The 22,634-nt window shown below is 71.1% G+C and carries 25 protein-coding genes; 10 read left to right on the top strand and 15 right to left on the bottom strand.

What is annotated here, in order from left to right:
• Positions 1 to 2: 2 nt before the first annotated feature.
• Positions 3 to 809 (bottom strand): TrmH family RNA methyltransferase, encoded by an 807-nt coding sequence (locus tag Microterr_RS05850; protein ID WP_263795614.1) that lies wholly within the window; start codon positions 807 to 809, stop codon positions 3 to 5.
• Positions 810 to 873: 64 nt separating this feature from the next.
• Between Microterr_RS05850 and Microterr_RS05845 the strand changes: the two genes are divergently transcribed.
• The 3 genes from Microterr_RS05845 to Microterr_RS05835 are packed head-to-tail and all read left to right on the top strand — an operon-like array spanning position 874 to position 2,710.
• On the top strand, positions 874 to 1,728 hold the full coding sequence (locus tag Microterr_RS05845; RefSeq protein WP_263795615.1) for a Sir2 family NAD-dependent protein deacetylase: 855 nt from the start codon (positions 874 to 876) through the stop codon (positions 1,726 to 1,728).
• A 19-nt stretch (positions 1,729 to 1,747) separates the two neighbouring features.
• Positions 1,748 to 2,353 carry a histidine phosphatase family protein gene (locus Microterr_RS05840; protein ID WP_263795616.1) on the top strand — a complete coding sequence of 202 codons (606 nt, stop codon included), beginning with the start codon at positions 1,748 to 1,750 and terminating at the stop codon, positions 2,351 to 2,353.
• 9 nt (positions 2,354 to 2,362) lie between these two features.
• A complete protein-coding gene (locus tag Microterr_RS05835; protein ID WP_263795617.1) occupies positions 2,363 to 2,710 on the top strand; it encodes an iron chaperone in 348 nt (115 codons plus the stop codon).
• Positions 2,711 to 2,729: 19 nt separating this feature from the next.
• Here Microterr_RS05835 and Microterr_RS05830 read toward each other — a convergent pair whose 3' ends face one another.
• The 5 genes from Microterr_RS05830 to Microterr_RS05810 are packed head-to-tail and all read right to left on the bottom strand — an operon-like array spanning position 2,730 to position 8,745.
• Positions 2,730 to 3,533, bottom strand: coding sequence for an HpcH/HpaI aldolase/citrate lyase family protein (locus Microterr_RS05830; protein ID WP_263795618.1), 804 nt, complete (start codon positions 3,531 to 3,533; stop codon positions 2,730 to 2,732).
• Positions 3,530 to 4,006 carry a MaoC family dehydratase gene (locus Microterr_RS05825; protein WP_263795619.1) on the bottom strand — a complete coding sequence of 159 codons (477 nt, stop codon included), beginning with the start codon at positions 4,004 to 4,006 and terminating at the stop codon, positions 3,530 to 3,532. The genes Microterr_RS05830 and Microterr_RS05825 overlap by 4 nt, the downstream gene beginning before the upstream one ends.
• A 19-nt stretch (positions 4,007 to 4,025) precedes the next feature.
• Positions 4,026 to 5,177 carry an acyl-CoA dehydrogenase family protein gene (locus tag Microterr_RS05820; protein WP_263795620.1) on the bottom strand — a complete coding sequence of 384 codons (1,152 nt, stop codon included), beginning with the start codon at positions 5,175 to 5,177 and terminating at the stop codon, positions 4,026 to 4,028.
• A complete protein-coding gene (locus Microterr_RS05815; RefSeq protein WP_263795621.1) occupies positions 5,174 to 7,132 on the bottom strand; it encodes an acetyl/propionyl/methylcrotonyl-CoA carboxylase subunit alpha in 1,959 nt (652 codons plus the stop codon). The genes Microterr_RS05820 and Microterr_RS05815 overlap by 4 nt, the downstream gene beginning before the upstream one ends.
• Positions 7,133 to 7,161: 29 nt before the next feature.
• Positions 7,162 to 8,745 carry a carboxyl transferase domain-containing protein gene (locus tag Microterr_RS05810; RefSeq protein WP_281974259.1) on the bottom strand — a complete coding sequence of 528 codons (1,584 nt, stop codon included), beginning with the start codon at positions 8,743 to 8,745 and terminating at the stop codon, positions 7,162 to 7,164.
• Positions 8,746 to 8,801: 56 nt separating this feature from the next.
• On the opposite strand from Microterr_RS05810, the gene Microterr_RS05805 reads away from it, so the two are divergent.
• On the top strand, positions 8,802 to 9,392 hold the full coding sequence (locus Microterr_RS05805) for an SACE_7040 family transcriptional regulator (protein WP_263795623.1): 591 nt from the start codon (positions 8,802 to 8,804) through the stop codon (positions 9,390 to 9,392).
• A gap of 22 nt (positions 9,393 to 9,414) precedes the next feature.
• On the opposite strand, the gene Microterr_RS05800 is transcribed toward Microterr_RS05805, so the two are convergent.
• Genes Microterr_RS05800 through pdhA form a run of 3 tightly spaced genes read right to left on the bottom strand, consistent with a single transcriptional unit; the run spans position 9,415 to position 12,934 of the window.
• On the bottom strand, positions 9,415 to 10,803 hold the full coding sequence (locus Microterr_RS05800) for a dihydrolipoamide acetyltransferase family protein (protein ID WP_263795625.1): 1,389 nt from the start codon (positions 10,801 to 10,803) through the stop codon (positions 9,415 to 9,417).
• A complete protein-coding gene (locus Microterr_RS05795; protein WP_263795627.1) occupies positions 10,800 to 11,810 on the bottom strand; it encodes an alpha-ketoacid dehydrogenase subunit beta in 1,011 nt (336 codons plus the stop codon). Before Microterr_RS05795 ends, Microterr_RS05800 begins: the two co-directional genes overlap by 4 nt.
• A complete protein-coding gene (pdhA, locus tag Microterr_RS05790; RefSeq protein WP_263795628.1) occupies positions 11,807 to 12,934 on the bottom strand; it encodes a pyruvate dehydrogenase (acetyl-transferring) E1 component subunit alpha in 1,128 nt (375 codons plus the stop codon). Before pdhA ends, Microterr_RS05795 begins: the two co-directional genes overlap by 4 nt.
• Before the next feature lie 171 nt (positions 12,935 to 13,105).
• On the opposite strand from pdhA, the gene Microterr_RS05785 reads away from it, so the two are divergent.
• A complete protein-coding gene (locus tag Microterr_RS05785; protein ID WP_263795629.1) occupies positions 13,106 to 13,579 on the top strand; it encodes an Lrp/AsnC family transcriptional regulator in 474 nt (157 codons plus the stop codon).
• Here Microterr_RS05785 and Microterr_RS05780 read toward each other — a convergent pair.
• Positions 13,534 to 14,538, bottom strand: a complete 1,005-nt coding sequence (locus tag Microterr_RS05780; protein WP_263795630.1) for an EamA family transporter — start codon at positions 14,536 to 14,538, stop codon at positions 13,534 to 13,536. The genes Microterr_RS05785 and Microterr_RS05780 overlap by 46 nt on opposite strands.
• Before the next feature lie 74 nt (positions 14,539 to 14,612).
• Here Microterr_RS05780 and Microterr_RS05775 point away from each other — a divergent pair, with 74 nt between their 5' ends.
• Positions 14,613 to 15,167, top strand: a complete 555-nt coding sequence (locus tag Microterr_RS05775; protein WP_263795632.1) for a CGNR zinc finger domain-containing protein — start codon at positions 14,613 to 14,615, stop codon at positions 15,165 to 15,167.
• Here Microterr_RS05775 and Microterr_RS05770 read toward each other — a convergent pair.
• Positions 15,127 to 16,026, bottom strand: coding sequence for an alpha/beta fold hydrolase (locus Microterr_RS05770; protein WP_263795634.1), 900 nt, complete (start codon positions 16,024 to 16,026; stop codon positions 15,127 to 15,129). The genes Microterr_RS05775 and Microterr_RS05770 overlap by 41 nt on opposite strands.
• 72 nt (positions 16,027 to 16,098) lie before the next feature.
• Here Microterr_RS05770 and Microterr_RS05765 point away from each other — a divergent pair, with 72 nt between their 5' ends.
• Positions 16,099 to 16,788, top strand: coding sequence for an exonuclease domain-containing protein (locus tag Microterr_RS05765; protein ID WP_404810159.1), 690 nt, complete (start codon positions 16,099 to 16,101; stop codon positions 16,786 to 16,788).
• A gap of 54 nt (positions 16,789 to 16,842) precedes the next feature.
• Here the strand turns inward: Microterr_RS05765 and Microterr_RS05760 are convergent, their stop codons facing one another.
• The 3 genes from Microterr_RS05760 to glgA form a co-directional block, all read right to left on the bottom strand.
• Positions 16,843 to 17,097 carry a type B 50S ribosomal protein L31 gene (locus Microterr_RS05760; protein ID WP_263795636.1) on the bottom strand — a complete coding sequence of 85 codons (255 nt, stop codon included), beginning with the start codon at positions 17,095 to 17,097 and terminating at the stop codon, positions 16,843 to 16,845.
• 88 nt (positions 17,098 to 17,185) lie between these two features.
• Positions 17,186 to 17,971, bottom strand: a complete 786-nt coding sequence (locus Microterr_RS05755; RefSeq protein WP_263795637.1) for an ABC transporter ATP-binding protein — start codon at positions 17,969 to 17,971, stop codon at positions 17,186 to 17,188.
• Positions 17,972 to 17,980: 9 nt separating this feature from the next.
• Positions 17,981 to 19,177 carry a glycogen synthase gene (gene glgA / locus Microterr_RS05750; RefSeq protein ID WP_263795638.1) on the bottom strand — a complete coding sequence of 399 codons (1,197 nt, stop codon included), beginning with the start codon at positions 19,175 to 19,177 and terminating at the stop codon, positions 17,981 to 17,983.
• 47 nt (positions 19,178 to 19,224) lie between these two features.
• Here glgA and glgC point away from each other — a divergent pair, with 47 nt between their 5' ends.
• From glgC to Microterr_RS05735, 3 genes are read left to right on the top strand one after another with little or no spacing between them, the layout of a single operon-like run.
• Positions 19,225 to 20,469 carry a glucose-1-phosphate adenylyltransferase gene (gene glgC / locus Microterr_RS05745; RefSeq protein ID WP_263795639.1) on the top strand — a complete coding sequence of 415 codons (1,245 nt, stop codon included), beginning with the start codon at positions 19,225 to 19,227 and terminating at the stop codon, positions 20,467 to 20,469.
• A 20-nt stretch (positions 20,470 to 20,489) separates the two neighbouring features.
• Positions 20,490 to 21,131, top strand: coding sequence for a phosphoserine phosphatase SerB (serB, locus tag Microterr_RS05740; RefSeq protein WP_263795640.1), 642 nt, complete (start codon positions 20,490 to 20,492; stop codon positions 21,129 to 21,131).
• 39 nt (positions 21,132 to 21,170) lie between these two features.
• Entirely contained in the window at positions 21,171 to 21,863 is a 693-nt protein-coding gene (locus Microterr_RS05735) for an alpha/beta fold hydrolase (RefSeq protein ID WP_263795641.1), read from the top strand.
• A 27-nt stretch (positions 21,864 to 21,890) separates the two neighbouring features.
• On the opposite strand, the gene fabG is transcribed toward Microterr_RS05735, so the two are convergent.
• Positions 21,891 to 22,601 carry a 3-oxoacyl-ACP reductase FabG gene (gene fabG / locus Microterr_RS05730; protein ID WP_263795642.1) on the bottom strand — a complete coding sequence of 237 codons (711 nt, stop codon included), beginning with the start codon at positions 22,599 to 22,601 and terminating at the stop codon, positions 21,891 to 21,893.
• Between the last annotated feature and the right edge of the window lie 33 nt (positions 22,602 to 22,634).

The raw sequence follows: 22,634 nt of genomic DNA, 5'->3' as shown, positions 1-22,634 counted from the left end.
GGTCAGTGCGGGCGCCGCAGCTCCCACATCGCCACGGCGCTCGCCGCGGCCACGTTGAGCGAGTCCACTCCCCCGGCCATCGGGATGGTCACCACCGTGTCGGCGACGGCCAGCGCGCGTCGCGACAGGCCGTCACCCTCGGCGCCGAGCATCAGGGCGACGCGCTCGGGACCTCGCGCCGCGAACTCGTCGAGGGCGACCGCGTCGTCGGCGAGCGCGAGGGCCGCCAGGTGCAGGCCGGCGTCGTGCAGCAGACCCTGCGCCTCACCCCATGCGGGCAGACGCGTCCACGGCACCTGGAAGACCGTGCCCATGCTCACCCGCACGCTGCGACGGTAGAGCGGATCGGCGCAGCGCGGTGTGACGAGCACGGCATCGGCGCCGAGGCCCGCCGCCGCACGGAAGATGGCACCCACGTTCGTGTGGTCCACGAGGTCCTCGAGCACCACGACGAGCCGTGCGCCCGCCACGACCTCGTCGACCGGGCGCAGCGCCGGCCGGTGCATCGCGGCGAGCGCGCCGCGGTGGACGGCGTATCCGGTGAGCTTCTCCGCGACCTCGGGGGCGACGACGTACACGGGCACGTCCACCGTCTCCAGGAGCGCGGTGACCTCGGGCAGCCATTTCTCTTGCAGCAGGACGGATCGCGGCAGGTGGCCCGCGGCGAGCGCCCGCGCGATGACCTTCGCGGATTCGGCGATGTAGAGCCCGCCCTCGGGTTCGAGCACCCTGCGCAGGGCGACATCGGTGAGGTCGCGGTAGTCGGCCAGCCGTGCATCGTCGGCCGCATCCACCCGTTCGATCCGCATCCGTCCACTCTCGCACGCTGTAACACGCCCGAAAACCGGGACGCCTAGACTCGGCCGCGAGGGGATGACCGTGACGACTGCGACACCGACCGACACGGCGACCGCCGAGGCGATCGCCGCGGCCGTCGACGCGCTCTCCGGTCGTCGCATCGCCGTGCTGACCGGCGCGGGCGTCTCGACGGACTCCGGGATCCCCGACTATCGCGGCAAGGGTGCGCCCGTGCGCGCGCCGATGACGGTCGAGCAGTTCCTCGCCAGCGACGAGGCACGCCGGCGCTACTGGGTCGGCAGCCACCTGGGTTGGAAGGCATTCGCGGCGGCCTCGCCCAACGCGGGCCACCGCGCCCTCGCGGAGCTCGAGGGCAGGGGCATCGCGACCGGGGTGGTGACCCAGAACGTCGACGGCCTGCACGTGCGGGCGGGCAGCCGCCGGGTCGTCGAGCTGCACGGCACGATGCGCCGCGTGTTCTGCACCCACTGCGGGCAGGTGTTCGACCGGCGCGACCTCGCGGTGCGCGTCGAGACCGACAACCCGTGGATCTCGGTGCCCGAGAACGTCCCGCTGGGGCCGGACGGCGATGTGCTGCCGGAGACCACCGACGGGTTCCGCATCCCGGCGTGCAGCGTCTGCGGGGGGATGCTGAAGCCCGATGTCGTCTTCTTCGGCGAGTTCATCCCGGCCGAGAAGTTCCGCGAGGCCGAGCAGCTCGTGCGCACGAGCGAGGCGCTCGTCGTGGCCGGCTCGTCACTCGTGGTGAACTCCGGCATCCGGCTCCTCGAGCGCGCGCGGCGCAGGCGTCTGCCGATCGTCATCGTCAACCGGGGCGTCACGCGGGCGGATGCGCGGGCCACCGTGAAGATCGACGCGGGCACGAGCGACGTGCTCGCCGTCCTCGCCCGCGACCTGCCGTCGCTCTGAGCCGGGCTACCCTCGAAGGGTGACGATCCTCACCCTCGTACGCCATGGCGAGACCGACTGGAACCGCGACCGGCGCGTCCAGGGCTCGACCGACATCCCCCTGAACGACACCGGACGTGCCCAGGCGCGGGGTGCCGCCGCCGCCCTCCGAGCCTCGCTTCCCGCGGATCTCCCCGTGGTCATGGCGGCCAGCGACCTGGCACGCGCCCGCGAGACCGCCGAGATCATCGCGGCCGACCTCGATGTGGCGGCCCCGGCGCTCTACCCCGACCTGCGCGAGCGCGGCTACGGCGAGGCCGAGGGCGTCGACGTGGTCGAGTGCAACGAGCGGTGGGGCGACTGGGCCACCGCGGTGATCCCCGGCGCCGAGCCGTGGCCGGCCGTGCGCGCCCGCGCGCTGCGCGGACTGCGTGCCGCCGTACGCGATGCCCGTCGCACGACGGCCCCGGCCGACGCCGCGCTCGTGATCGTCAGTCACGGCGCCCTCATCCGCGAGCTGATCCGCCACGCCACCGGCGGGGAGTTCCCGCTGCACGGCGAGCGGCTCGGCAACGCGTCGCTGCACACGCTGCGCTACGAGCGAGACCGCCTGAGCCTGCTGTCGTACGCCGGGTCCTCCCTCTAGAGTCGGGGCATGTCCGCTCCCGAGGTCGACACGTACATCGCGGGGTTCCCGCCCGAGGTCGCCGCACGGCTCCAGCGCATCCGCGAGATCATCCTCGGCCGCGTCCCCGGGGCTGAGGAGAAGATGCGCTACGGCATCGCGGCGGTCATGCTCGGCGGCCGGTACGCGCTGCACTACGCGGGCTGGAAGAAGCACATCGGGCTCTACCCGGTGCCGACCCTGTCCGCCGGTCTCGAAGCGCGCGTCGCGCCCTACCGGAGCGAGAAGGACTCGGTGGCGTTCCTGCACCGCGACCCGCTGCCGTTCGACCTGGTCGACGAGATCGCCGCGGAGGTCAGCGCCCTCCGCGGCAGCTGATAGAGCGCGGGCCAGCTGATCAGGCGCGCGCGATGATCGCCCTGGCGTGGCGCAGCACCGGCTCGTCGACCATCCGCCCCTCGAAGCGGAACACCCCGCCGTTCGACTCCGCCGCGGCGAGCACCCCCTCCGCCCACGCGAGCGTGGCGGCGTCGGGCCGGTAGGCGGCCCTGATCGTCTCGACCTGGTCGGGATGGATGCACGCGGTCGCCGCGAAACCGGAGGCCGCAGCATCCCTCGCCTCCCTGCGCAGCCCCCGCGCATCGGCGATGTCGAGATGCACGGCGTCGATCGCCGCCTTGCCCCGTGCGCCCGCTGCCAGCAGCACGCGTCCGCGCGCATGCCGCGCGACGTCGCGGTAGGCGCCGCTGTGCTTGCGGCTGGACGTGCCGCCGAGGCTCGCGACGAGGTCCTCCGCACCCCACATCAGTCCGATGACGTTGTCGAGCGCGGCGATCTTGTCGGCCGCGACGACACCGCGGGCCGTCTCGCACAGCGCCACGACGACGAATCTCCGGTCGATGGACCCGATGCGCTTCGCGCTCTCGGCCTTGGCCACCATGATCGTGCGGTGGTCGGTCTGCGAGAGCGTCGCGATGTCGGCTGCGAAGTCGGCCGAGCCGACCGGATTCACGCGCACGATCACCCGCTCCGGATCGAGTTCGGCCTCGATGAGCGCACCGCGTGCGGCCGCCTTGTCGGCGGGGGCGACGGCATCCTCCAGGTCGATGATCACCCCGTCGGCACGATCCAGGGCCTTCGCGAACCGCTCGGGCCGGTCGGCGGGGCAGAACAGCAGAGCGGGTCCGGCGACGGCGGTCATGCGTCCTCCTCGGGTGCGCGCCACATCAGTGCGATGCGGGTGGCCGTGGCGACCACGACGTCGTCCTGGTTGCGACCGGTGTGGCGCATCGTGACGATCCCCTGCCCCGGCCGCGAGGCCGACGGACGCTTGGCCAGGATCTCGGTGTCGACGTAGAGGGTGTCGCCGTGGAAGAGCGGCGCGGGGAAGGTGATGTCGGACAGACCGAGCTGCGCGACGAGGGTCCCCTGCGTGAGCTGCGAGACCGAGGCGCCCACCATCGTGGCGAGGGTCCACATCGAGTTCATCAGGCGCTGGCCGAACGGCTGGCCGGCGGCGTAGGCGGCGTCGAGGTGGAGGGCCTGCGTGTTCATCGTGAGCGAGGAGAACAGCACGTTGTCGGCTTCGGTCGCCGTGCGCCCCGGTCGGTGCAGGAAGTGCGCACCGACCTCGATCTCGTCGTAGTAGAGCCCGCGCTGGATGATCTCGCCCACGGCGCTCACGCTACCCGGTTCATGCGAGGCCGAGGGCGCGCGCGATGACCAGCAGCTGCACCTCGGTGGTGCCCTCGCCGATCTCGAGGATCTTCGAATCGCGGAAGTGGCGCGCGACCGGGTACTCGTTCATGAACCCGTTGCCGCCGAAGATCTGGGTGGCGTCGCGGGCGTTGTCCATCGCGGCGTCGCTCGCGGTGAGCTTCGCGATGGCGGCCTCCGTCTTGAACGGGCGTCCGGCGTCGCGCAGACGGGCCGCATGATGCCAGGCGAGCCGCGCCGTGTGCACCCTCGCCTGCATGCGGGCGATCATGAACTGGATGCTCTGCCTGCCGGCCAGCGCCTCACCGAAGACGATGCGCGACCTGGCGTAATCGACCGCGGCCTCGAGGCACCCCTCCGCCGCCCCCGTGGACAGCGCGGCGATGGCGATTCGGCCCTCGTCGAGGATGTGCAGGAAGTTCGCGAACCCGCGGCCGCGCTCGCCCAGCAGGTTGGCCGCGGGCACGCGTGCCCCGGTGAACGTGAGCGGGTGGGTGTCGGATGCGTGCCAGCCCACCTTGTCGTACGCGGGCTCGACCGTGAAGCCGGGTGTGCCGCTGGGGACGATGATCGTGGAGATCTCCTTGCGTCCGCCCGACTCGCCGGTGACCGCGGTGACGGTGACGAACCGCGTGATGGCGGTGCCCGAGTTGGTGATGAACTGCTTGGCCCCGTCGATCACCCACTCGTCGCCGTCCAGCCGTGCGGTGGTTCGCGTGGCGCCGGCGTCCGAACCGGCTTCCGGCTCGGTGAGCCCGAATCCGGCGAGCGCGCGTCCGGCGAGCAGGTCGGGCAGCAGTTCGGCCTTCTGCTGGTCGGTGCCGAACCGGAACACCGGCATCGCGCCGAGACTGACCCCGGCCTCCAGGGTGATGGCGATGGACTGGTCCACCCGGCCCAGCGCCTCGATCGCGAGGCACAGCGCCATGTAGTCGCCGCCCTGCCCGCCCAGCTCCTCGGGGAACGGCAGCCCGAACAGGCCCAGCTCGCCCATCTGCGCGACGACGTCCAGCGGCAGGGTCTTGGTGCGGTCGGCCTCATAGGCGACCGGGGCGACCACCGTGTCGGCGAACTCGCGCACCATCCCGGCGAGCTCGCGCTCTTCGTCGGTGAGATCGAACGTGTTCATGCAGGCTCCTCCTGGTCGGCGATCACATGGGCGAGCACTTGGTCGCGGCGCACCTGGTCGCCGACGGCGACCTCGATGGTGACGACGCCGTCGTGCGGGGCGGTGACCGGGTGCTCCATCTTCATGGCCTCGATCGTGACGATCCGGTCGCCGCTCACGACCCGGTCGCCTGCCGCGGCATGGACGGCGACGACGGCGCCCGGCATCGGGGCGCGCAGGTCGGGATCGGATGCTGCACCCACCCGGTCCTGCGCGGCCAGCCGCCGCTGCATCGCCTGCCGGCGGGTCAGGGGGCGCAGGCGGTGGGTCGCCCCGTCCGCGTGGACCCAGATCGCGCCGTCGCCGTCGACCGCAGTGGGCGTTGCGGTGGCAGTCCCTGCCGCATCCGCGCCGTCCGTGCGACCCGAGCTGACACCATCCGTCACGATCTCGTCCGTGTCGGTCAGGAACCGGGCGAGCGGCACGACGTGATCGGCCCCCGCACGCCAGCCGGGCCGTGCGCCCCATGTCCTCGCGGCCCCCGAGCCGACCGCGGCTGCGCCGGCGTCAGCGGCTGCCGCAGCGGCGGCGGCGGCGGCCAGCGCCGCCGGCGACGGGTTCGGGGCGACGAACGGCGGGAGCCGGTCGATGAGCCCGGTGTCGAGGTCGCCGCGGTGCACGACCGTCTCCGCCAGCAGCGCCCGCAGGAATGCCACGTTGGTGTCGACCCCGAGCACGACAGTGTCCGCGAGGGCGGCATCCAGCCCGGCGAGCGCGGCGACGCGATCGGATGCGTGGGCGATGACCTTCGCGATCATCGGGTCGTAATCGGCGCTCACGGTCGAGCCCGTCTCGATGGCGGAGTCGGTGCGCACCCCGTCCGCGGCGGGCGCGCGCCAGGTCAGCACGGCGCCGGTCGCCGGGAGGAATCCGCGCGCGGGACTCTCCGCGTAGACGCGGGCCTCGATCGCATGCCCGGTGAGGCGAACGTCGTCCTGGGCGATGCTCAGACGCTCCCCCGCGGCGATCCGCAGCTGCTGCTCGACGAGGTCGATGCCCGTCACGAGCTCCGTCACGGGGTGCTCGACCTGCAGCCGCGTGTTCATCTCGATGAACGAGAACTCGTCTGGCCGGTCGCCGGCGACGATGAACTCGACGGTGCCGGCTCCCCGGTAGTCGACGGATGCTGCCGCCGCGCAGGCTGCGGCGCCCAGGCGCGCGCGGGTCGCGGCGTCCACGACGGGTGAGGGGGCCTCTTCGATCACCTTCTGATGCCGGCGCTGGAGTGTGCACTCGCGCTCGCCGAGGTGGATGACGTTGCCGTGGGCATCGGCGAGCACCTGCACCTCGATGTGCCGAGGGCGCTCGATGTACCGCTCGAGCAGGAGCGTGTCGTCGCCGAAGGCCGCCCCCGCGACGCGTCGGGCGGTCGCGAGCGCCTCGGGCAGCTCGGACGGAGCGCGCACCACCTGCATGCCCTTGCCTCCTCCGCCCGCCGATGGCTTGACGAGCAGGGGGAAGCCGGTCTCTGCGGCGGCGGTGGCGATCTCCGCATCCGTCAGGCCGATGGCGCTGAACCCCGGCACGGTCGGCACGCCGTGCACGGCGACGTGCTCCTTCGCGCGGATCTTGTCGCCCATCACCTCGAGCGCGCCATCGCCGGGACCGATGAACACGATCCCCGCCTCGACGCACGCGCGGGCGAACGCGACGTTCTCCGAAAGGAATCCGTAGCCGGGGTGAACGGCCTGGGCGCCGGAGTGGACAGCCGCCGCGACGACCGCGTCGATGTCGAGGTACGACCGCGCGGCGGCGGCCGGGCCGATCCGCACGGCGTCGTCGGCCTCGCGGACGTGCGGCGCGTCGGCGTCGGCATCGCTGTAGACGGCGACCGAGCGGATGCCGAGGGTCCGCAGGGTGCGGATCACCCGGCGTGCGATCTCGCCCCGGTTGGCGACGAGGACGGTGTGGAACATGCCCGCAGGCTCGTTGTGTCGCACGGGGATCACATCCGGAAGACGCCGAAGCGCGGTTCGGGGAGCGGCACGCGGGAGACCACGTCGAGGGCGAGGCCGAGCAGATCGCGGGTGTCGAGGGGGTCGATGACCCCGTCGTCCCACAGGCGCGCCGTGGCGTAGTAGGGGCTCCCCTGCTCGTCGTACTGCGCGCGGATCGGCGCTTCGAAGGCCGCCTGGTCGTCGGCCGGCCACTCTTCGCCTGCCGCCTCGAGCTGGTCGCGCTTCACCGTGGCGAGCACGGAGGCCGCCTGCGGACCGCCCATCACCGAGATGCGGCTCGCCGGCCAGGTCCACAGGAAGCGCGGCGAGTACGCGCGCCCGCACATCGAGTAGTTGCCTGCACCGAACGACCCGCCGATCACGACGGTGAGCTTGGGCACCCGCGTGGTCGCGACGGCGGTCACCATCTTCGCCCCGTCCTTCGCGATGCCGGCGGCCTCGGCATCCCTGCCGACCATGAAGCCGGAGATGTTCTGCAGGAACAGCAGCGGGATCCCACGCTGATCGCACAGCTCGATGAAGTGCGCGCCCTTGAGGGCCGACTCCCCGAACAGCACGCCGTTGTTCGCCACGATCCCGATGCGGTGCCCGTGGAGGCGGGCGAACCCGGTCACGAGGGTCTCGCCGTAGAGGCGCTTGAACTCGTGGAAGTCGCTGCCGTCGACGAGGCGGGCGATGACCTCGCGCACGTCGTACGGCTGGTTCACATCGACCGGGACGACGTCGTAGAGGTCGGACGGGTCCCGCGCCGGATCGACGCTCGCCGCCACATCCCACACCGGGACCGCGGGTGCAGGCAGGGTGGCCACGATGTCGCGGACGATCTCGAGCGCATGCTCATCGTCGTCGGCGAGATGGTCGACCACGCCGGAGCGGCGTGCGTGCAGCTCTCCCCCGCCCAGCTCCTCCGCGCTCACGACCTCGCCGATGGCGGCTTTCACGAGCGGCGGTCCGCCCAGGAAGATGGTGCCCTGGTCGCGCACGATGACCGTCTCATCGCTCATCGCCGGCACGTAGGCGCCGCCGGCCGTGCAGGAGCCGAGCACCGCCGCGATCTGCGGGATGCCGGCAGCCGACATGCGCGCCTGATTGAAGAAGATGCGCCCGAAGTGGTCGCGATCCGGGAAGACCTCGTCCTGCATCGGCAGGAAGGCGCCGCCCGAGTCGACGAGGCAGATGCAGGGCAGGCGGTTCTCCAGCGCGATCTCCTGCGCGCGCAGGTGCTTCTTGACCGTGAGCGGGTAGTAGGTGCCGCCCTTGACCGTGGCGTCGTTGCAGATCACCATCACATGCCGGCCGTGCACGAGGCCGATCCCGGCGATCACCCCTGCGGCGGGCGCCTCGCCGCCGTACAGTCCCTCGGCGGCGAGCGGGGCGACCTCGACGAAGGGACTCCCCTCGTCGAGCAGCCGCGTCACCCGATCACGCGGCAGGAGCTTGCCGCGGGCCACGTGCCGGTCTCGGGACGCCGGCGATCCGCCGAGGGATGCTGTCGCCAGCCGTGCGCGCAGCGCTCCGGCGAGCTCCGCCTGGGTGGTCATCTCGTCTCCATCGACGTCAGGGTCCGGCATGGGTATAGTTACAGCCCATTAACTGGATGACTTCAGGTTAGCGAGGATTAACTGAGATGGCAACCAGCCTCACCGACCGCGACCGGGCCAAGGCCGACCGGCAGGCAGCGATCCTGGAGCACGCGGCACGGCTGTTCGCGGAGCGCGGCTTCGCCGGGGTGAGCCTGGAGGACATCGGCGCGGCAGTGGGTGTGAGCGGACCGGCCGTGTACCGCCACTTCGCGAGCAAGCAGGCCCTGCTGGGGGCCATCCTGGTCGGCGTCAGCGATGGTCTCCTCGCCGGCGGCCGGCGCGTGCTCGAGGCGGACGCTGCGCCGCGCGCTGCGCTCGAGAGCCTCGTCGCCTTCCACCTCGACTTCGCGCTGTCGCGACCCGACGTCATCCGCGTGCAGGACCGCGATCTCGCCAGTCTCAGCGAGACCGACAATCACGCCGTGCGCCGACTGCAGCGCGAGTACGTCGACCTCTGGCTCGGCGTGCTCTCGCTGCTGCACCCGTCGCGCTCCCCCGACGACCTTCGGGTGCGGGCACACGCCTGCTTCGGTCTCCTCAACTCGACGCCGCACAGCTCGCGGACCGATGGCGCGGGCGCCACGGCCACCCGCACGATCCTCTCGGCCATGGCGATGGCAGCGCTCGAGGCCTGAGCGGCCGGACGCGCCCGACTGCTCAGCGCAGCAGCATCGCCCGTCCCGGTTCGCGCAGCACGTCCGAGACCGCACGCACCAACAGCGCCGCCTGCTCGCCGTCGACCAGCCGGTGATCGAACGACAGGCTCAGCGTCATCACGTCGCGCAGGGCGATCTCGCCCCTGTGCTCCCACGGCTGCCGGCGCACCGCGCCGAGCGCCAGGATGCCGGCCTCGCCCGGGTTGAGGATCGGCGTGCCCGCATCCACCCCGAAGACGCCGACGTTGGTGATCGTGAAGGTCCCCCCGCTCATCGCCGCCGGTGCGGTTCTGCCTGTGCGCGCCGTCTCGGTGAGCGCCCCGATCGCATCGGCGAGCTCGACCAGATCGAGAGCGTCCGCATCGGCGATGTTCGGCACGACCAGGCCGCGCTCGGTCGCGGCGGCGATGCCGAGGTTGACGTAGTGGTGCTCGACGATCTCGCCGGCGTCGGCATCCCACCGCGCGTTGAGTGAGGGGTGCTGTCGCAGCGCCAGGCAGACGGCCTTGGCCGCGACGGCCATGATGCCGATGCGGTGACCGGCGAGTGCGCGGTCGGCCATCAGCGACGCGATGAGCTCGGACGTCGCGGTGACGTCCACGGTGTGGAACGTCGTCGCGTGCGGCGCCGTGAAGGCGCTCCGCACCATCGCCTCCGCGGTGTGCTTCCGGACGCCGCGGATCGGGATGCGGGTGGTCCGTGCCGCGTCCGATCCCGCCGATCGCGTCGCCGCAGCATCCGGCTTCCCCGGTGCGGCCGCGGCGCCGGCGCCCGCCGGTGCCCGGCCGATGGTCGCGGCGTACGCGTCCACGTCGGCGCGGGTGATCCGCCCGGTCACTCCCCCGGCCGCGACGAGGGCGAGGTCGATGCCGAGATCACGGGCGTGGGCGCGCACGGGAGGCGTGGAGCGCGGACGCTCGAGCAGCCGATCGGCGGGGTCGGGCGTCTGCACGATCGCGTCGTGCGGAGCGGCCACCAGCACCGCGGAGTCGCGAGCGCCCGCCGCATCGGCGTGCCGGCCCTGTGCGCGCGCCCTCCGATGCGGTCGCGCACCGGACTGCGGGGCAGCGCCGTATCCGACCAGGTTGGGCTCTGCTCGCTCCGCGGTCTCTGCCCCTTCTGCCGCACCCGGCGCGGTGCTCATCTCCTGTGCCCCCAGGTCGAAGGAGATGAGCACCGCGCCCACCGCCACCACATCGCCCGGCGCGGCGTGCAGAGCGCTCACCGTACCGGCGTAGGGCGACGGCAGTTCGACGACCGCCTTGGCGGTCTCGACCTCGGCGATCGGCTGGTTCAGCGTGACCTCATCGCCCGCGGCGACCAGCCACTGCACGAGCTCAGCCTCCGGGAGCCCCTCGCCGAGGTCGGGCAGGCGGAAGTCCTCGGTCACCGTTCCACCCCCGTCAGGCTGTTCGGCCGATCGAGCACCCGGTCGACGGCGTCGAGGATGCGGTCGAGGTCGGGCAGATGGTGCTTCTCGAGCTTCGCCGGCGGGTAGGGGATGTCGTGTCCTGTCACGCGTGCGGGCGCGGCCTCCAGATAGTCGAAGCACCGCTCCGTGACGCCGGCGATCACCTCCGCGGCCAGTCCGCCCTCGCGGGGCGCCTCGTGGGTGACCACGACGCGGCCCGTCTTGCGGACCGAGCCGGCGATGGTCCGGTAGTCGATCGGCGAGAGCGACCGCAGGTCGATGACCTCCATCGAGACACCGTCGTCCTCGGCCGCCACCGCGACGTCCATGGCCGTGAGCACCTGGGCGCCATAGGTGAGCAGCGTCACGTCCGTGCCCTCGCGGACCACCCGCGCCAGGCCCATCGGCGCCGCGTCGGCGAGGTCCGCATCGAGATCGACGTCGCCCTTGCGGTGGTAGAGGCGCTTCGGCTCGAAGAACACCACGGGGTCGTCGGAGGCGATGGCCTGCCGCAGCATCATGTACGCGTCCTGCGGGTCGGAGACGGCCACCACGCGCAGGCCGCTGGTGTGCACGAAGTACGCCTCAGGCGACTCCGAGTGATGCTCGGCTGCCCCCACCCCGCCCGCCCAGGGGATGCGGATCGTCACCGGCATCCGCACGCGACCGGCGGTGCGGTAGTGCAGCTTCGCGACCTGGCACACGATCTGGTCGAACGCCGGATACACGAAGCCGTCGAACTGGATCTCCACGACCGGCCGGAAACCCCGGTAGGCCAGGCCGACCGCCGTGCCGACGATCCCGGACTCGGCCAGCGGCGTGTCGATGACCCTGGCCGCGCCGAACTCGTCGAGGAGGCCGTCGGTGACGCGGAACACCCCGCCGAGGCGGCCGATGTCCTCCCCCATGAGGAGCACGCGCGGGTCGTCCTTCATGGCACGTCGGAGCCCTGCTCCGATCGCCGCAGCCATCGTCATGCTCGTCACGGCTTCGCCTCCTGGTCATCGCCGAAGCCGTCGAGGTAGGCGGCGAACTGCGCCCGCTGCTCGTCGAGGCCGGCGTGCGGCTCTGCATACACGTGATCCAGCACCCCGATCGGCTCGCGGGACGGCGACGCGAGACACGCGGCGCGCATGTCGGCCGCGAACCGGTCTGCGGCCTCGGAGACATCGCGCGCGAAGTCCTCGTCGAAGGCGTCGATCGATCGCAGGTGCGCTTCGAGCCTGGTCAGCGGGTCGCGAGCACGCCAGCGCTCCACCTCATCCTTGTCGCGATAGCGGGTCGGGTCGTCCGAGGTCGTGTGCGGTCCCATCCGGTAGGTGACCGCCTCGATGAACGCGGGACCCTTGCCCGACCGCGCGTGATCGAGCGCCCACCGCATCGCGGCGAGCGAGCCGAGCACGTCGTTCCCGTCGATGCGCAGGCTCGGGATCCCGAAGCCCGGTGCCCGCCCGGCGATCGGGAACTTCCCCTGCACCGTGACCGGCTCCGAGATCGCCCACTGGTTGTTGCTGCACACGAAGACCACCGGCGCCTGGAACGACGAGGCGAAGACCATCGCCTCGTTGACGTCGCCCTGGCTCGTCGCCCCGTCGCCGAAGTAGGCCGCCGCCACCTGATCGTCGCCGTCGCGCTGGATCCCCATCGCGTAGCCGACGGCGTGGAGCGTCTGGGCTCCGATGATGATCTGGGGGGTCGCGACGTTCAGCTCGTATGGATCGAAGCTGGAGTGCTCCTCCCCGCGCCAGGTCAGCGTGAAATCGCCGGGGCGCGCACCGCGCACGTAGAGCACGCCCGCCTCCCGGTAGCTGGGGAAGACGAAATCGTCCTGCCGCAGAGCGCGCGCGGTGCCGACCTGCACGCCTTCCTGCCCCTGACAGGGCGCCCACAGGCCCAGCTGCCCCTGGCGCTGCAGGGCGACGCCCTCTGTATCGATGCGCCGCACGATCGTCATGTCGCGGTACAGCATCCTGAGCATGTCGGCGTCGACGTCGCGGACCCACGGATCGAGGTCGGGATGCGGGATGCGCTCGCCGCGTGCCGTCAGCAGCCTCGCCACGTCGTCGATGTCGGTGGCGGTGTCCGCCGTGCCGGTCCAGGTGTACGTCATCGTCCCGTCCTCCTCTGCGTCCCGCCCTCGTGAGGCTTCCGCGGTGGATCGCCGGCAGCGTCGCCGACAGGGTCGACGATACGTCTGTGACGCACCTAGCTCAAGCATCGTCGATGGCTTTGAGCATGTTGCGCAGAATCGGTCCGCGTCACCGTGCTATGGTTTCGCACTATGACTTCCCTCGATCACGTCGACCTGGAGCTGCTCGCCGCCCTCGCGGATGATCCGCGCGCCACCGTCGTCGCCCTCGCCGAGAAGCTCGGCATGTCCCGCAACACCGTCCAGGCCCGCATGGCGCGCCTCGACAAGTCGGGGGTCTTCCTTTCGTACGAGCGGGCGATCTCGTCGGGCGCCCTCGGCTTCCCGATCGAGGCGTTCATCAACGTGATGGTGCGTCAGGCCGATCTGCCGCGGATCAGCGCGGCACTGGAGCGGATCCCCGAGGTCATCCAGGCCCACGGCCTCAGCGGTCAGGTCGATCTGCTGGTCCGGGTCGCGTGCCGTGACACGCAGCACCTGTTCGACACCGACGCCCGCATCCTCGCGATCGAGGGCGTGGAGCGCACCGAGACCTCGCTCGCGATGGGCGAGGTGATCGGCTATCGGGTCGTGCCGCTGCTCGAGCTCGCCCGCGCCGACTCGTAGTCGGAGTCGAGGCGCACCAGCACCACGCCGGCGAGGATGAGCACCCCGCCGACCAGCTGGACCGGCCCCGGCGCCTCGCCGAGGAAGATCCACGCGAATCCCAGGGCGAAGAGCACCTCCGAGAGCCCAATGAACGAGGCGACGCGCGATCCGATGCGGGGCACCGCCGCCACCCCGAAGGCGTAGCCGAGGGTCGTGCCGATCGCCGCGACCCACACCAGCGGGACGAACCACGGCACGTCGACCCCGGCCAGGGTGACCGTCACCGCAGGAGCCGCGATCGGGAACACGCCCACCACCGCGAGCACGGCGATCAGGGCCGCGCCGGTCAGCAGACCGCCGGCGGCGAGGGCGAGCGGCGGCAGATCGTCGCCCGCTCGCTCCGAGATGAGGAAGTACGCCATCACGCACACGGCCGCGCACAGCGCGAAGACCGTGCCCAGCAGATCGAAGCGGGCGCCGGCGATGTCGACGACCAGCACCAGGCCGACGATCGCGACCACCGATCCCAGCGCGACGAGGCGGGACGGCGCACGACGCGTCCGCAGCCAGGTATAGCCCACCAGCAGCACGGGAGCGAGGTACTGGATGAGCAGGGCGACCGCGACGGGCATGCGCTGCATCGCTGAGAAGAAGAAGATCTGACAGCCTGCGACCGCCGTCAGCCCGAAGCCGACGATCAGAGGCCAGTGCCGACGCAGGAACGACCGCTCGCGCAGGATGGCGCGGACCAGAGCCGGCGAGAGGATGAGCCCGGCGACCCCCATGCGCACCAGCAGGGCCGCGCCGAGCGACCAGCCCGCTTCGAGCAGGGGCTTGATGAACGGCCCGGACGACGAGAATGCGAGCGCCGAGACGACGGCCATCACCAGTCCGGACGTGCGGCCATGTGCACGCGTCGCCGTCAGTACAGGATCCCGCGGCAGGACGACGGCGATCGGGGCGGTCTGGGCAGACATGGCGGCATCCCACAGTCAGGAGTCAAATGTGTTTACACTAGTGACACTAACGGTCGATTGTGTCAGGAGTCAACATGGTGTTCATCCGTGACACCCAGCGTGCGCTCGCGGCGACCGTCGACCTGGTCAACACCCTCCCCGGCGTGGACGACGCCGATACTCTGCAGACCCTCGACGACTTCGACGCGTATCTGCGGGCCAACCCGTACACGGGGCGCATCCGGCGCGACCGCGCGGAGCTCGAAGCGGTCCGCAGCATCCGTCCGCGCCTGCGCGAGCTGTGGACGGTCGACCGGGTGGCCGCCGTCGACCTGGTCAACGAGATGCTGCGCGACGGGCGCGCGCTCCCCCAGCTCGTCATCCACGACGAGTACGACTGGCATATCCATGCGACGTCCGACGAGGCGCCGCTGGCGACCCGCATCCTCGTGGAGGCGGCGATGGCGTTCGTCGACGTCATCCGCTCCGACGAGTACGGCCGGGTGCGGATCTGCGCCGCGGACGACTGCGACTCCGTCTACGTCGACTATTCCCGCAACGGCTCGAAGCGCTACTGCGACACCGGCAACTGCGGCAACCGGATGAACGTCAACGCGTACCGCGAGCGGAAGGCGCGAGAAAGCGGGTGATCGCCGCCGCCGCGTGCGCCGGCGTCTCGTAATGCACCAGGTGGCCGACACCGGGGATCTCCACCAGCTCGGCGTCGGCGAAGAGCGTCGCCAGGTGTCGCTGCGCCTCGATCGGGGTGATGTCGTCGCGCTGGGCGGCGATCAGCATCGTGGGCTGCGCGATGCGCGGCGCGTAGGCGCGCACGTCGTTCGACACCGACGTCACGAAGGCCTCGTGCAGCACGTCGCGGTCCGCGAAGCGGGAGAAGTACGTGTCGTGCTGGTCGTGGGCGAACCGTCGCAGCTCCGGGTCGCGGGTCTTCACCATGGACACGCTCATCACGCGCACGATGATGCGGCTGCGCAGCAGCGCGTCGCCGAGGCGCCGAGGGAGCTTCGCCCCGGCCCAGTAGTAGAAGACGGCGAGGCGGGTGAGGATGCCGCGCGGGCCCTCCAGCGCGGGCGCTCCGATCGGGTTGATCAGGATCACCTGGGGGGTCTCGAGGCCTCCCGCAACGGCCGCGGAGACCACGATCGAACCGAACGAGTGGCCCAGGATGACGGCGCCCGGCGCGACAGACCGAGCGAACAGCGTCAGCCATTCGGCGTAGGCGTCGATGTCGTGGGTGCGGCCAGGGAGCGGCGGGGTCTCGCCGAAACCGGGCAGGTCGGGCGAGATGACCCTGATGTCCGGCAGGTGTGCGACGACCGGGTCCAGCCCGTGATGCTCGCCGCGGAACCCGTGCACGGCCACGATCGTGGTCGCCGCGTCAGCCGGGCCGTACACCCAGTACGCGGTCGTCGCGCCGAGCACCTCGACCTCGCGGCGCTCCACGGGCACCTGCGCGAGCAGAGGGGCATACGGGTTCGGGGCGGTCACCGGTCCAGTCTACGAGGGGCGGCGCGGCGCGCCTGAGAGCCGATGTCGGTGGCGGTGCATACCGTGGGCGGCATGGAAGCGCTGCACGTGGTGGGGGTGTTCGATCTCGAGACCACAGGGGTCGATGTGAGGGCCGACCGCATCGTCACGGCGCACGTGGGAGTGCTCGACGCACGCGGCCTCGTGCTGCGGGCGCGTGACTGGCTCGCCGACCCCGGCGTGCCGATCCCCGACGGGGCGGCCGCCATCCACGGGGTGACCACCGCGCGCGCTCGCGCGGAGGGGCGCCAGGCGACTGAGGTCGTCGCCGAGGTGGTCGCGGCGCTACGCGAGCTGTTCGACGCCGGCATCCCGGTGGTCGCATACAACGCGCCGTACGACTTCTCACTGCTCAAGTACGAGGCGATCCGCCACGGCGTGGCGCCCATCCTGTCACCGTCGCCGGTGATCGACCCGCTGGTCGTCGACAAGGCCTTCGACCGCTACCGGCGGGGCAAGCGCACGCTCGAGATGGTCGCCGCGCACTACGCGGTGACACTCGATGCCGCACACGAGGCATCCGCCGATGCCGTGGCTGCCGGGCGCGTCGCCCAAGCCCTCGCCACGCGCTTCGCGCCGCAGCTGCCGCCCTCGCTCGACGAGCTGCACACCAGCCAGATCGCTTGGGCGCGCGCGCAGGCGGCCAGCCTCACGGACTACTTCATCCAGATCGGGCGGCTCGAGGCCGACGAGACCCTCGACGGCAGCTGGCCGATCCGCTGAGCCGCCCGGGTACGCAAGAAGCCCCGCCGAGGCGGGGCTTCTTGTCGGGGCTGCTTACTTGGAGCCGCCGAAGTTCTTGAAGCGCTGGTTGAACTTCTCGACGCGACCGGCCGAGTCCATGATGCGCTGCTTGCCCGTGTAGAACGGGTGCGAAGCCGACGAGATCTCCACGTCGATGACGGGGTACTCGACGCCGTCGACCTCGACGGTCTTGTCGCTGGACACGGTCGAGCGAGTCACGAAGATCTCGCCGGAGCCGAGGTCGCGGAAGGCGACGGCCTTGTAGTCGGGGTGGAGGTCAGTCTTCATGCGGAATCCTTGCGGGAGTGCGGTGGACGAGAGAAAGTCTGCGGTGCGATGCGCACCAAGGATCGATTCTATCATCCTTCGGCGGAGCTCAGGAACCGGCGCGAGCCGCGTACCTGCCATCCGCCTCGGTGAGGATGATCGGCATGCCGAACGTCTCGCTGAGAGCCTCGGCGGTGAGGGTCTCCCCGATCGGCCCCGCGGCGACCGCAGCCCCGTCGCGCAGCAGCAGCACGTGCGTGAATCCCACCGGGATCTCCTCGACGTGATGGGTGACCATGACCATCGCCGGAGTGGTCGGCGCCTTCGCGTAACCGCTCAGCAGCGTCAGCAGCTCCTCACGCGATCCGAGGTCGAGGCTCGCGGTCGGCTCGTCCAGCAGCAGCAGCTCGGGGTCGGTCATGATCGCGCGGGCGATCTGGACGCGCTTCTGCTCGCCATCCGACAGCGTCCCGAAGGTGCGGTCGGCGAGGTGGTCGAGCTTCCACTCGGCGAGCACCCGCAGCGCGCGGCGCTCATCGAGGTCCTCGTAGTCCTCGCGCCAGCGGCCGAGCACCGAGAACGCCGCCGTCAGGACGACGTCGAGCACGGTCTCCTCCGGGGGCACCCGCTTGGCCATCGCCGATGATGCGAACCCGATGCGGGGCCGCAGCTCGAACACGTCCGTGCGGCCCAGCTGCTCCTCGAGGATGACGACGGTGCCCGAAGTCGGGTGCATCAGCGTGTCGGCGAGCTGCAGGATCGTGGTCTTGCCTGCGCCGTTCGGCCCGAGGATGACCCAGCGCTGGTCGTCCGCGACCGACCAGGTCAGGCGGTCGACGATGTCTCTGGCGTTTCGGCGGACGACGACGTCGGAGAATTCGAGCACCTGCGGCATGCCCTCAGCCTATCGGCCGGCGGCGGTCACCTCGCGGTAAAGCGCCGTCGTCTGCTCGGCGATCCGCGCCCAGCTGAACTCCGCGGCAGCCCGTTCCCGGCCCGCTGCTCCGTACGACGCGGCCTGCTCGGGGTCTGACACGACTTCCGTGAGCACGCGCGCGAGATCGGCGACGAAGCGCTCCGGATCGGTGGGAGTGCCGGTGCCGTCCTGCACCTGCTCGATCGGCACCAGCCGGCCGGTCACCCCGTCGACGACGACCTCGGGGATGCCCCCGGTGGCCGTACCGACGACGGCGGCGCCGCACGCCATCGCCTCGAGGTTCACGATGCCCAGCGGCTCGTACACGGAGGGGCAGACGAAGGTGGTCGCGGCGGACAGGATCGCGCAGAGCTGGTCGCGCTGGAGGAAGCGGTCGATCCAGATCACGCCCTCGCGGGTCTGCTGCAGGCCGCGCACGAGACCCTCGACCTCGGCGAGGATCTCCGGTGTGTCGGGAGCGCCGGCGCAGAGCACGAGCTGCACGCCCTCGGGCAGCCGTTCGGCAGCGCGCAGGAAGTACGGCAGCCCCTTCTGCCGTGTGATCCGTCCGACGAACACGACGGACGGTCGGCCAGGATCGATTCCGAGCTCGGCCAGCAGTGCGGCGTCGTCCACCGGGCGCCACGCCTGCGTGTCGATGCCGTTGTAGATGACGCGCACCTTGTCGGCGTCGAGATCCGGGTAGCTGCGCAGGATGTCCTCGCGCATGCCGTTGCTCACGGCGATCACGGCGGCCGCGGCCTCGTAGGCGGTCTTCTCGATCTCGCTCGAGACGGCATAGCCGCCACCGAGCTGCTCGGCCTTCCACGGGCGCAGCGGTTCGAGGCTGTGCGCCGTCACGATGTGCGGGATGCCGTGCAGCAGCGAGGCGAGATGCCCGGCGAAGTTGGCGTACCACGTGTGCGAGTGGACGACGTCGGCGCCGTCCACGTCCGCCACGATGCGCAGGTCGACGCCCAGGGTCTGGATCGCCGGGTTGGCCGAGGCGAGCTCGACCGGGACGTCGTACGAGGTCGTGTCGACCTCATCGCGTTCCGCCCCGAAGGCGCGCACCTGGACCTCGATGCCATCGGCCCGGAGGGCGCGCACCAGCTCGGTCGCATGGACCCCCGCTCCCCCGTAGATCTCCGGCGGGTATTCCTTCGAGATGATGTCCACGCGCATGTTTCGAAACGCTAGTACACCGCCGCAGGGCGGCATAGTGTGGTCGCATGCCAGCCGCACCCAAGGTCTTCGGAATCATCCTCGCCGGTGGAGAGGGCAAGCGCCTCATGCCCCTCACCGCGGATCGCGCGAAGCCGGCGGTGCCGTTCGGGGGGCAGTACCGGCTGATCGACTTCGCCATCTCGAACCTCATCAACTCCGGTCTGCGTCAGATCGTCGTGCTGACCCAGTACAAGTCGCACAGCCTCGACCGGCATATCTCGCAGACCTGGCGGATGTCCGCGCTGCTGGACTCGTACGTCACCTCGGTGCCCGCGCAGCAGCGGCTCGGCAAGCGGTGGTTCTCCGGCTCGGCCGATGCGATCCTGCAGAGCCTCAACCTCATCAACGACGAGAAGCCCGACATCGTCGTGGTCATCGGCGCCGATCACGTGTATCGGATGGACTTCCAGCAGATGCTCGCCGCGCACATCGACTCCGGTGCGCGCGCGACGATCGCCGGCATCCGCCAGCCGCTGGCGATGGCCAACCAGTTCGGCGTCATCGACGTCGACCCCACCGACTCCGCGAAGATCCGCGACTTCCTCGAGAAGCCGCAGGACGCCACGGGCCTCGCCGACGCGCCGCACGAGGTGCTCGCGTCGATGGGCAACTACATCTTCGACACCGACGCACTGATCGAGGCGGTCGAGTTCGACGGTGAGCTGCCCACGTCGAACCACGACATGGGCGGCGACATCATCCCGTACTTCGTGAATCGCGGCGAAGCAGGCGTGTACGACATGAAGCGAAACGACGTGCCCGGCTCGACCGACCGCGACCGCGCGTACTGGCGCGACGTCGGCACGATCGACTCGTTCTTCGACGCCCACATGGATCTGATCTCGACGCTGCCGATCTTCAACCTGTACAACATGGACTGGCCGATCCACTCCCAGACGGTGAACTCGCCGCCGGCGAAGTTCGTCCGCGACGGCGTCGGCCGGATGGGCAACGCGATCGACTCGATCGTGTCCCTCGGCTCCGTGTTGTCCGGAACCCATCTGGAGCGCAGCGTCGTGGGGCCGTGGACGCTCGCGGGCGGAGGCTCCACGATCACCGACTCGGTGCTGTTCGACGACGTCAACGTCGGCACGGGCGCCCGCATCCACCGCGCGATCCTCGATAAGAACGTCCGGCTCGCACCGGGTGCCACCGTCGGCGTCGACCGGGAGCGCGACCTCGCCCGCGGCTACACGGTGACCGACTCCGGCATCACGGTCGTCGGCAAGAACGTGATCGTCGAGGCCTGATCCGCCGCTAGCGTGGGAGGGTGCCCGTCCCCACCGCCCGTTTCCTGGTCGTGCTTGACGCCGACTCCACCCTGATCCGCAACGAGGTCATCGAGCTGATCGCCGACGAGGCGGGGCGAGGAGCCGAGGTGGCAGCCGCGACCGAGGCCGCCATGCGCGGCGAGGTCGACTTCGCCACCAGCCTGCGCAGCCGGGTCGAGGCGCTGCGCGGCGTGCCGCTGGCGGCGTTCGCGCGCGTGCTCGCGCGCGTGGAGCCCACCCCCGGCGTCCGCGAGCTGATCGCCGCCGTGCACGAGCGCGGCGGAGCGGTCGGCGTCGTCTCCGGCGGCTTCCACGAGATCCTCGACACGGTCGCCCCCGACCTGGGCGTCGACGTGTGGCGGGCGAACCGTCTCCTCACGGAGGACGGCGCGCTCGCCGGCCGCGTCGACGGCACCATCGTCGACGCGGCGGGGAAGGCCGCTGCCCTGATCGAATGGGCCGCAGAGCGGGGTGTCCCGATGTCGCAGACGATCGCGATCGGCGACGGCGCGAACGATCTGCTGATGATGGATGCTGCCGCGCTCGGCCTCGCATTCAACGCCAAGCCAGCGGTGCGGGCACAGGCGGATCTCGTGATCGGCACCGTCGATCTCCGCGAGGTCATCCCCCTCCTGCCCTAGCCGATGCCGATGTCGGACGCGCGGAGTACCGTCGCCGACATGGACGTTCTCCTCATTCCCGGACTCTGGCTCGACGCGTCGTCGTGGCGCGACATCACCCCCGCGCTCGAGGCGGCCAGCCATACGCCGCACGCGCTGACGATGCCCGGCACGGGGTCGTCAGGTGCCGACAGCGCCGAGATCGGCATCGTCGACTGGGTCGACGCCGTCGTCGCCGAGATCGATGCGCTCGACGGCCCGGTGGCTCTGGTCGGTCACAGCGGGGGCGGCAACGTGGTGTGGGCCGCGGCCGCGCAGCGCCCCCAGCGGGTCGCGCGCGTCGTCTTCGTCGACACCGTCCCGCCGCCGCCGGGTCGCGGCATCTCCGAGTTCGAGATCGTCGACGGGGTCGTGCCCTTCCCCGGCTGGGACTTCTTCGACACCGAGGAGGTCGCCGACCTCGACGAGGAGACCCGCGCGGAGTGGGCGGCTCGGACCGCGTCTGTGCCCGCGCGCGTGCCGACCGACCCGCTGCCCCTCGACGGCGACGGCAGGTTCGGCGTGCCGGTCACCGTGCTCTCCGGCTCGATGGATGAAGACGCGTTCCGCGCGGCGGTGAAGGACTGGGGCCCGTGGGGCGACGAGTTCGCCGCGATCCGCGACGCCGAGGTCGTGCGCCTCGGCTCGGGTCACTGGCCGCAGTTCTCGCAGCCGCAGCATCTGGCCGGCGTGATCGTCGACGCCCTCAGGTGACGTCCTGACAGACGCTGCGGGCGTCGGTCAGTGCCCCATCCCGAGGCCGCCGTCGACCGGGATGACGGCGCCGGAGATATAGGCGGCGTCGTCCGAGGCGAGCCACGTCACCACACCGGCCACCTCGTCGGGGGTCGCGAAGCGCCCGGCCGGGATGCTGCGCCGATACTCGGCCTGGGTGTCTTCGGGGAGCGCCGCCGTCATGTCGGTCTCGATGAAGCCGGGGGCGACGACGTTCGCCGTGATGCCGCGGGCACCCAGCTCGCGGGTCAGCGACCGCGCGAAGCCGACCAGGCCGCTCTTCGACGACGCGTAGTTGATCTGACCGGCCGAGCCGTACAGCCCGACCACACTCGAGATGAGGATGACGCGGCCCCAGCGGGCCCGCAGCATCCCCTTCGAGGCCCGCTTCACGACCCGGAACGCCCCGCCCAGGTTGGTCGACACGACGCTGTCGAAGTCGTCCTCGGACATCCGCAGCAGCAGCGTGTCCTTCGTGACGCCGGCGTTGGCCACGACGATCTCGATCGGTCCGAGCTTCTGCTCCACCTCGGTGAAGGCGGCGTCGACGGCAGCGGCGTCGGTGACATCCGCGCGCACCGTCAGCGTGCCGTCAGGGCCCTCGCCCGAGCGAGCCGTCACGGCCACCCGGTAGCCGGCGGCGACGAAGCGCTCCGCGATGGCGCGGCCGATGCCGCGGTTTCCTCCGGTGACGACGACGACGCGATCCGTGGACATGATGCACTCCTGAACTGGCGGGGATCCCAGCCT

The sequence above is a fragment of the Microbacterium terricola genome (assembly GCF_027943945.1).
Taxonomy (GTDB): Bacteria; Actinomycetota; Actinomycetes; order Actinomycetales; family Microbacteriaceae; genus Microbacterium; species Microbacterium terricola.
Note: the sequence above shows the minus strand (reverse complement) of the source record. Positions and strands in the feature narration are given on the sequence as shown.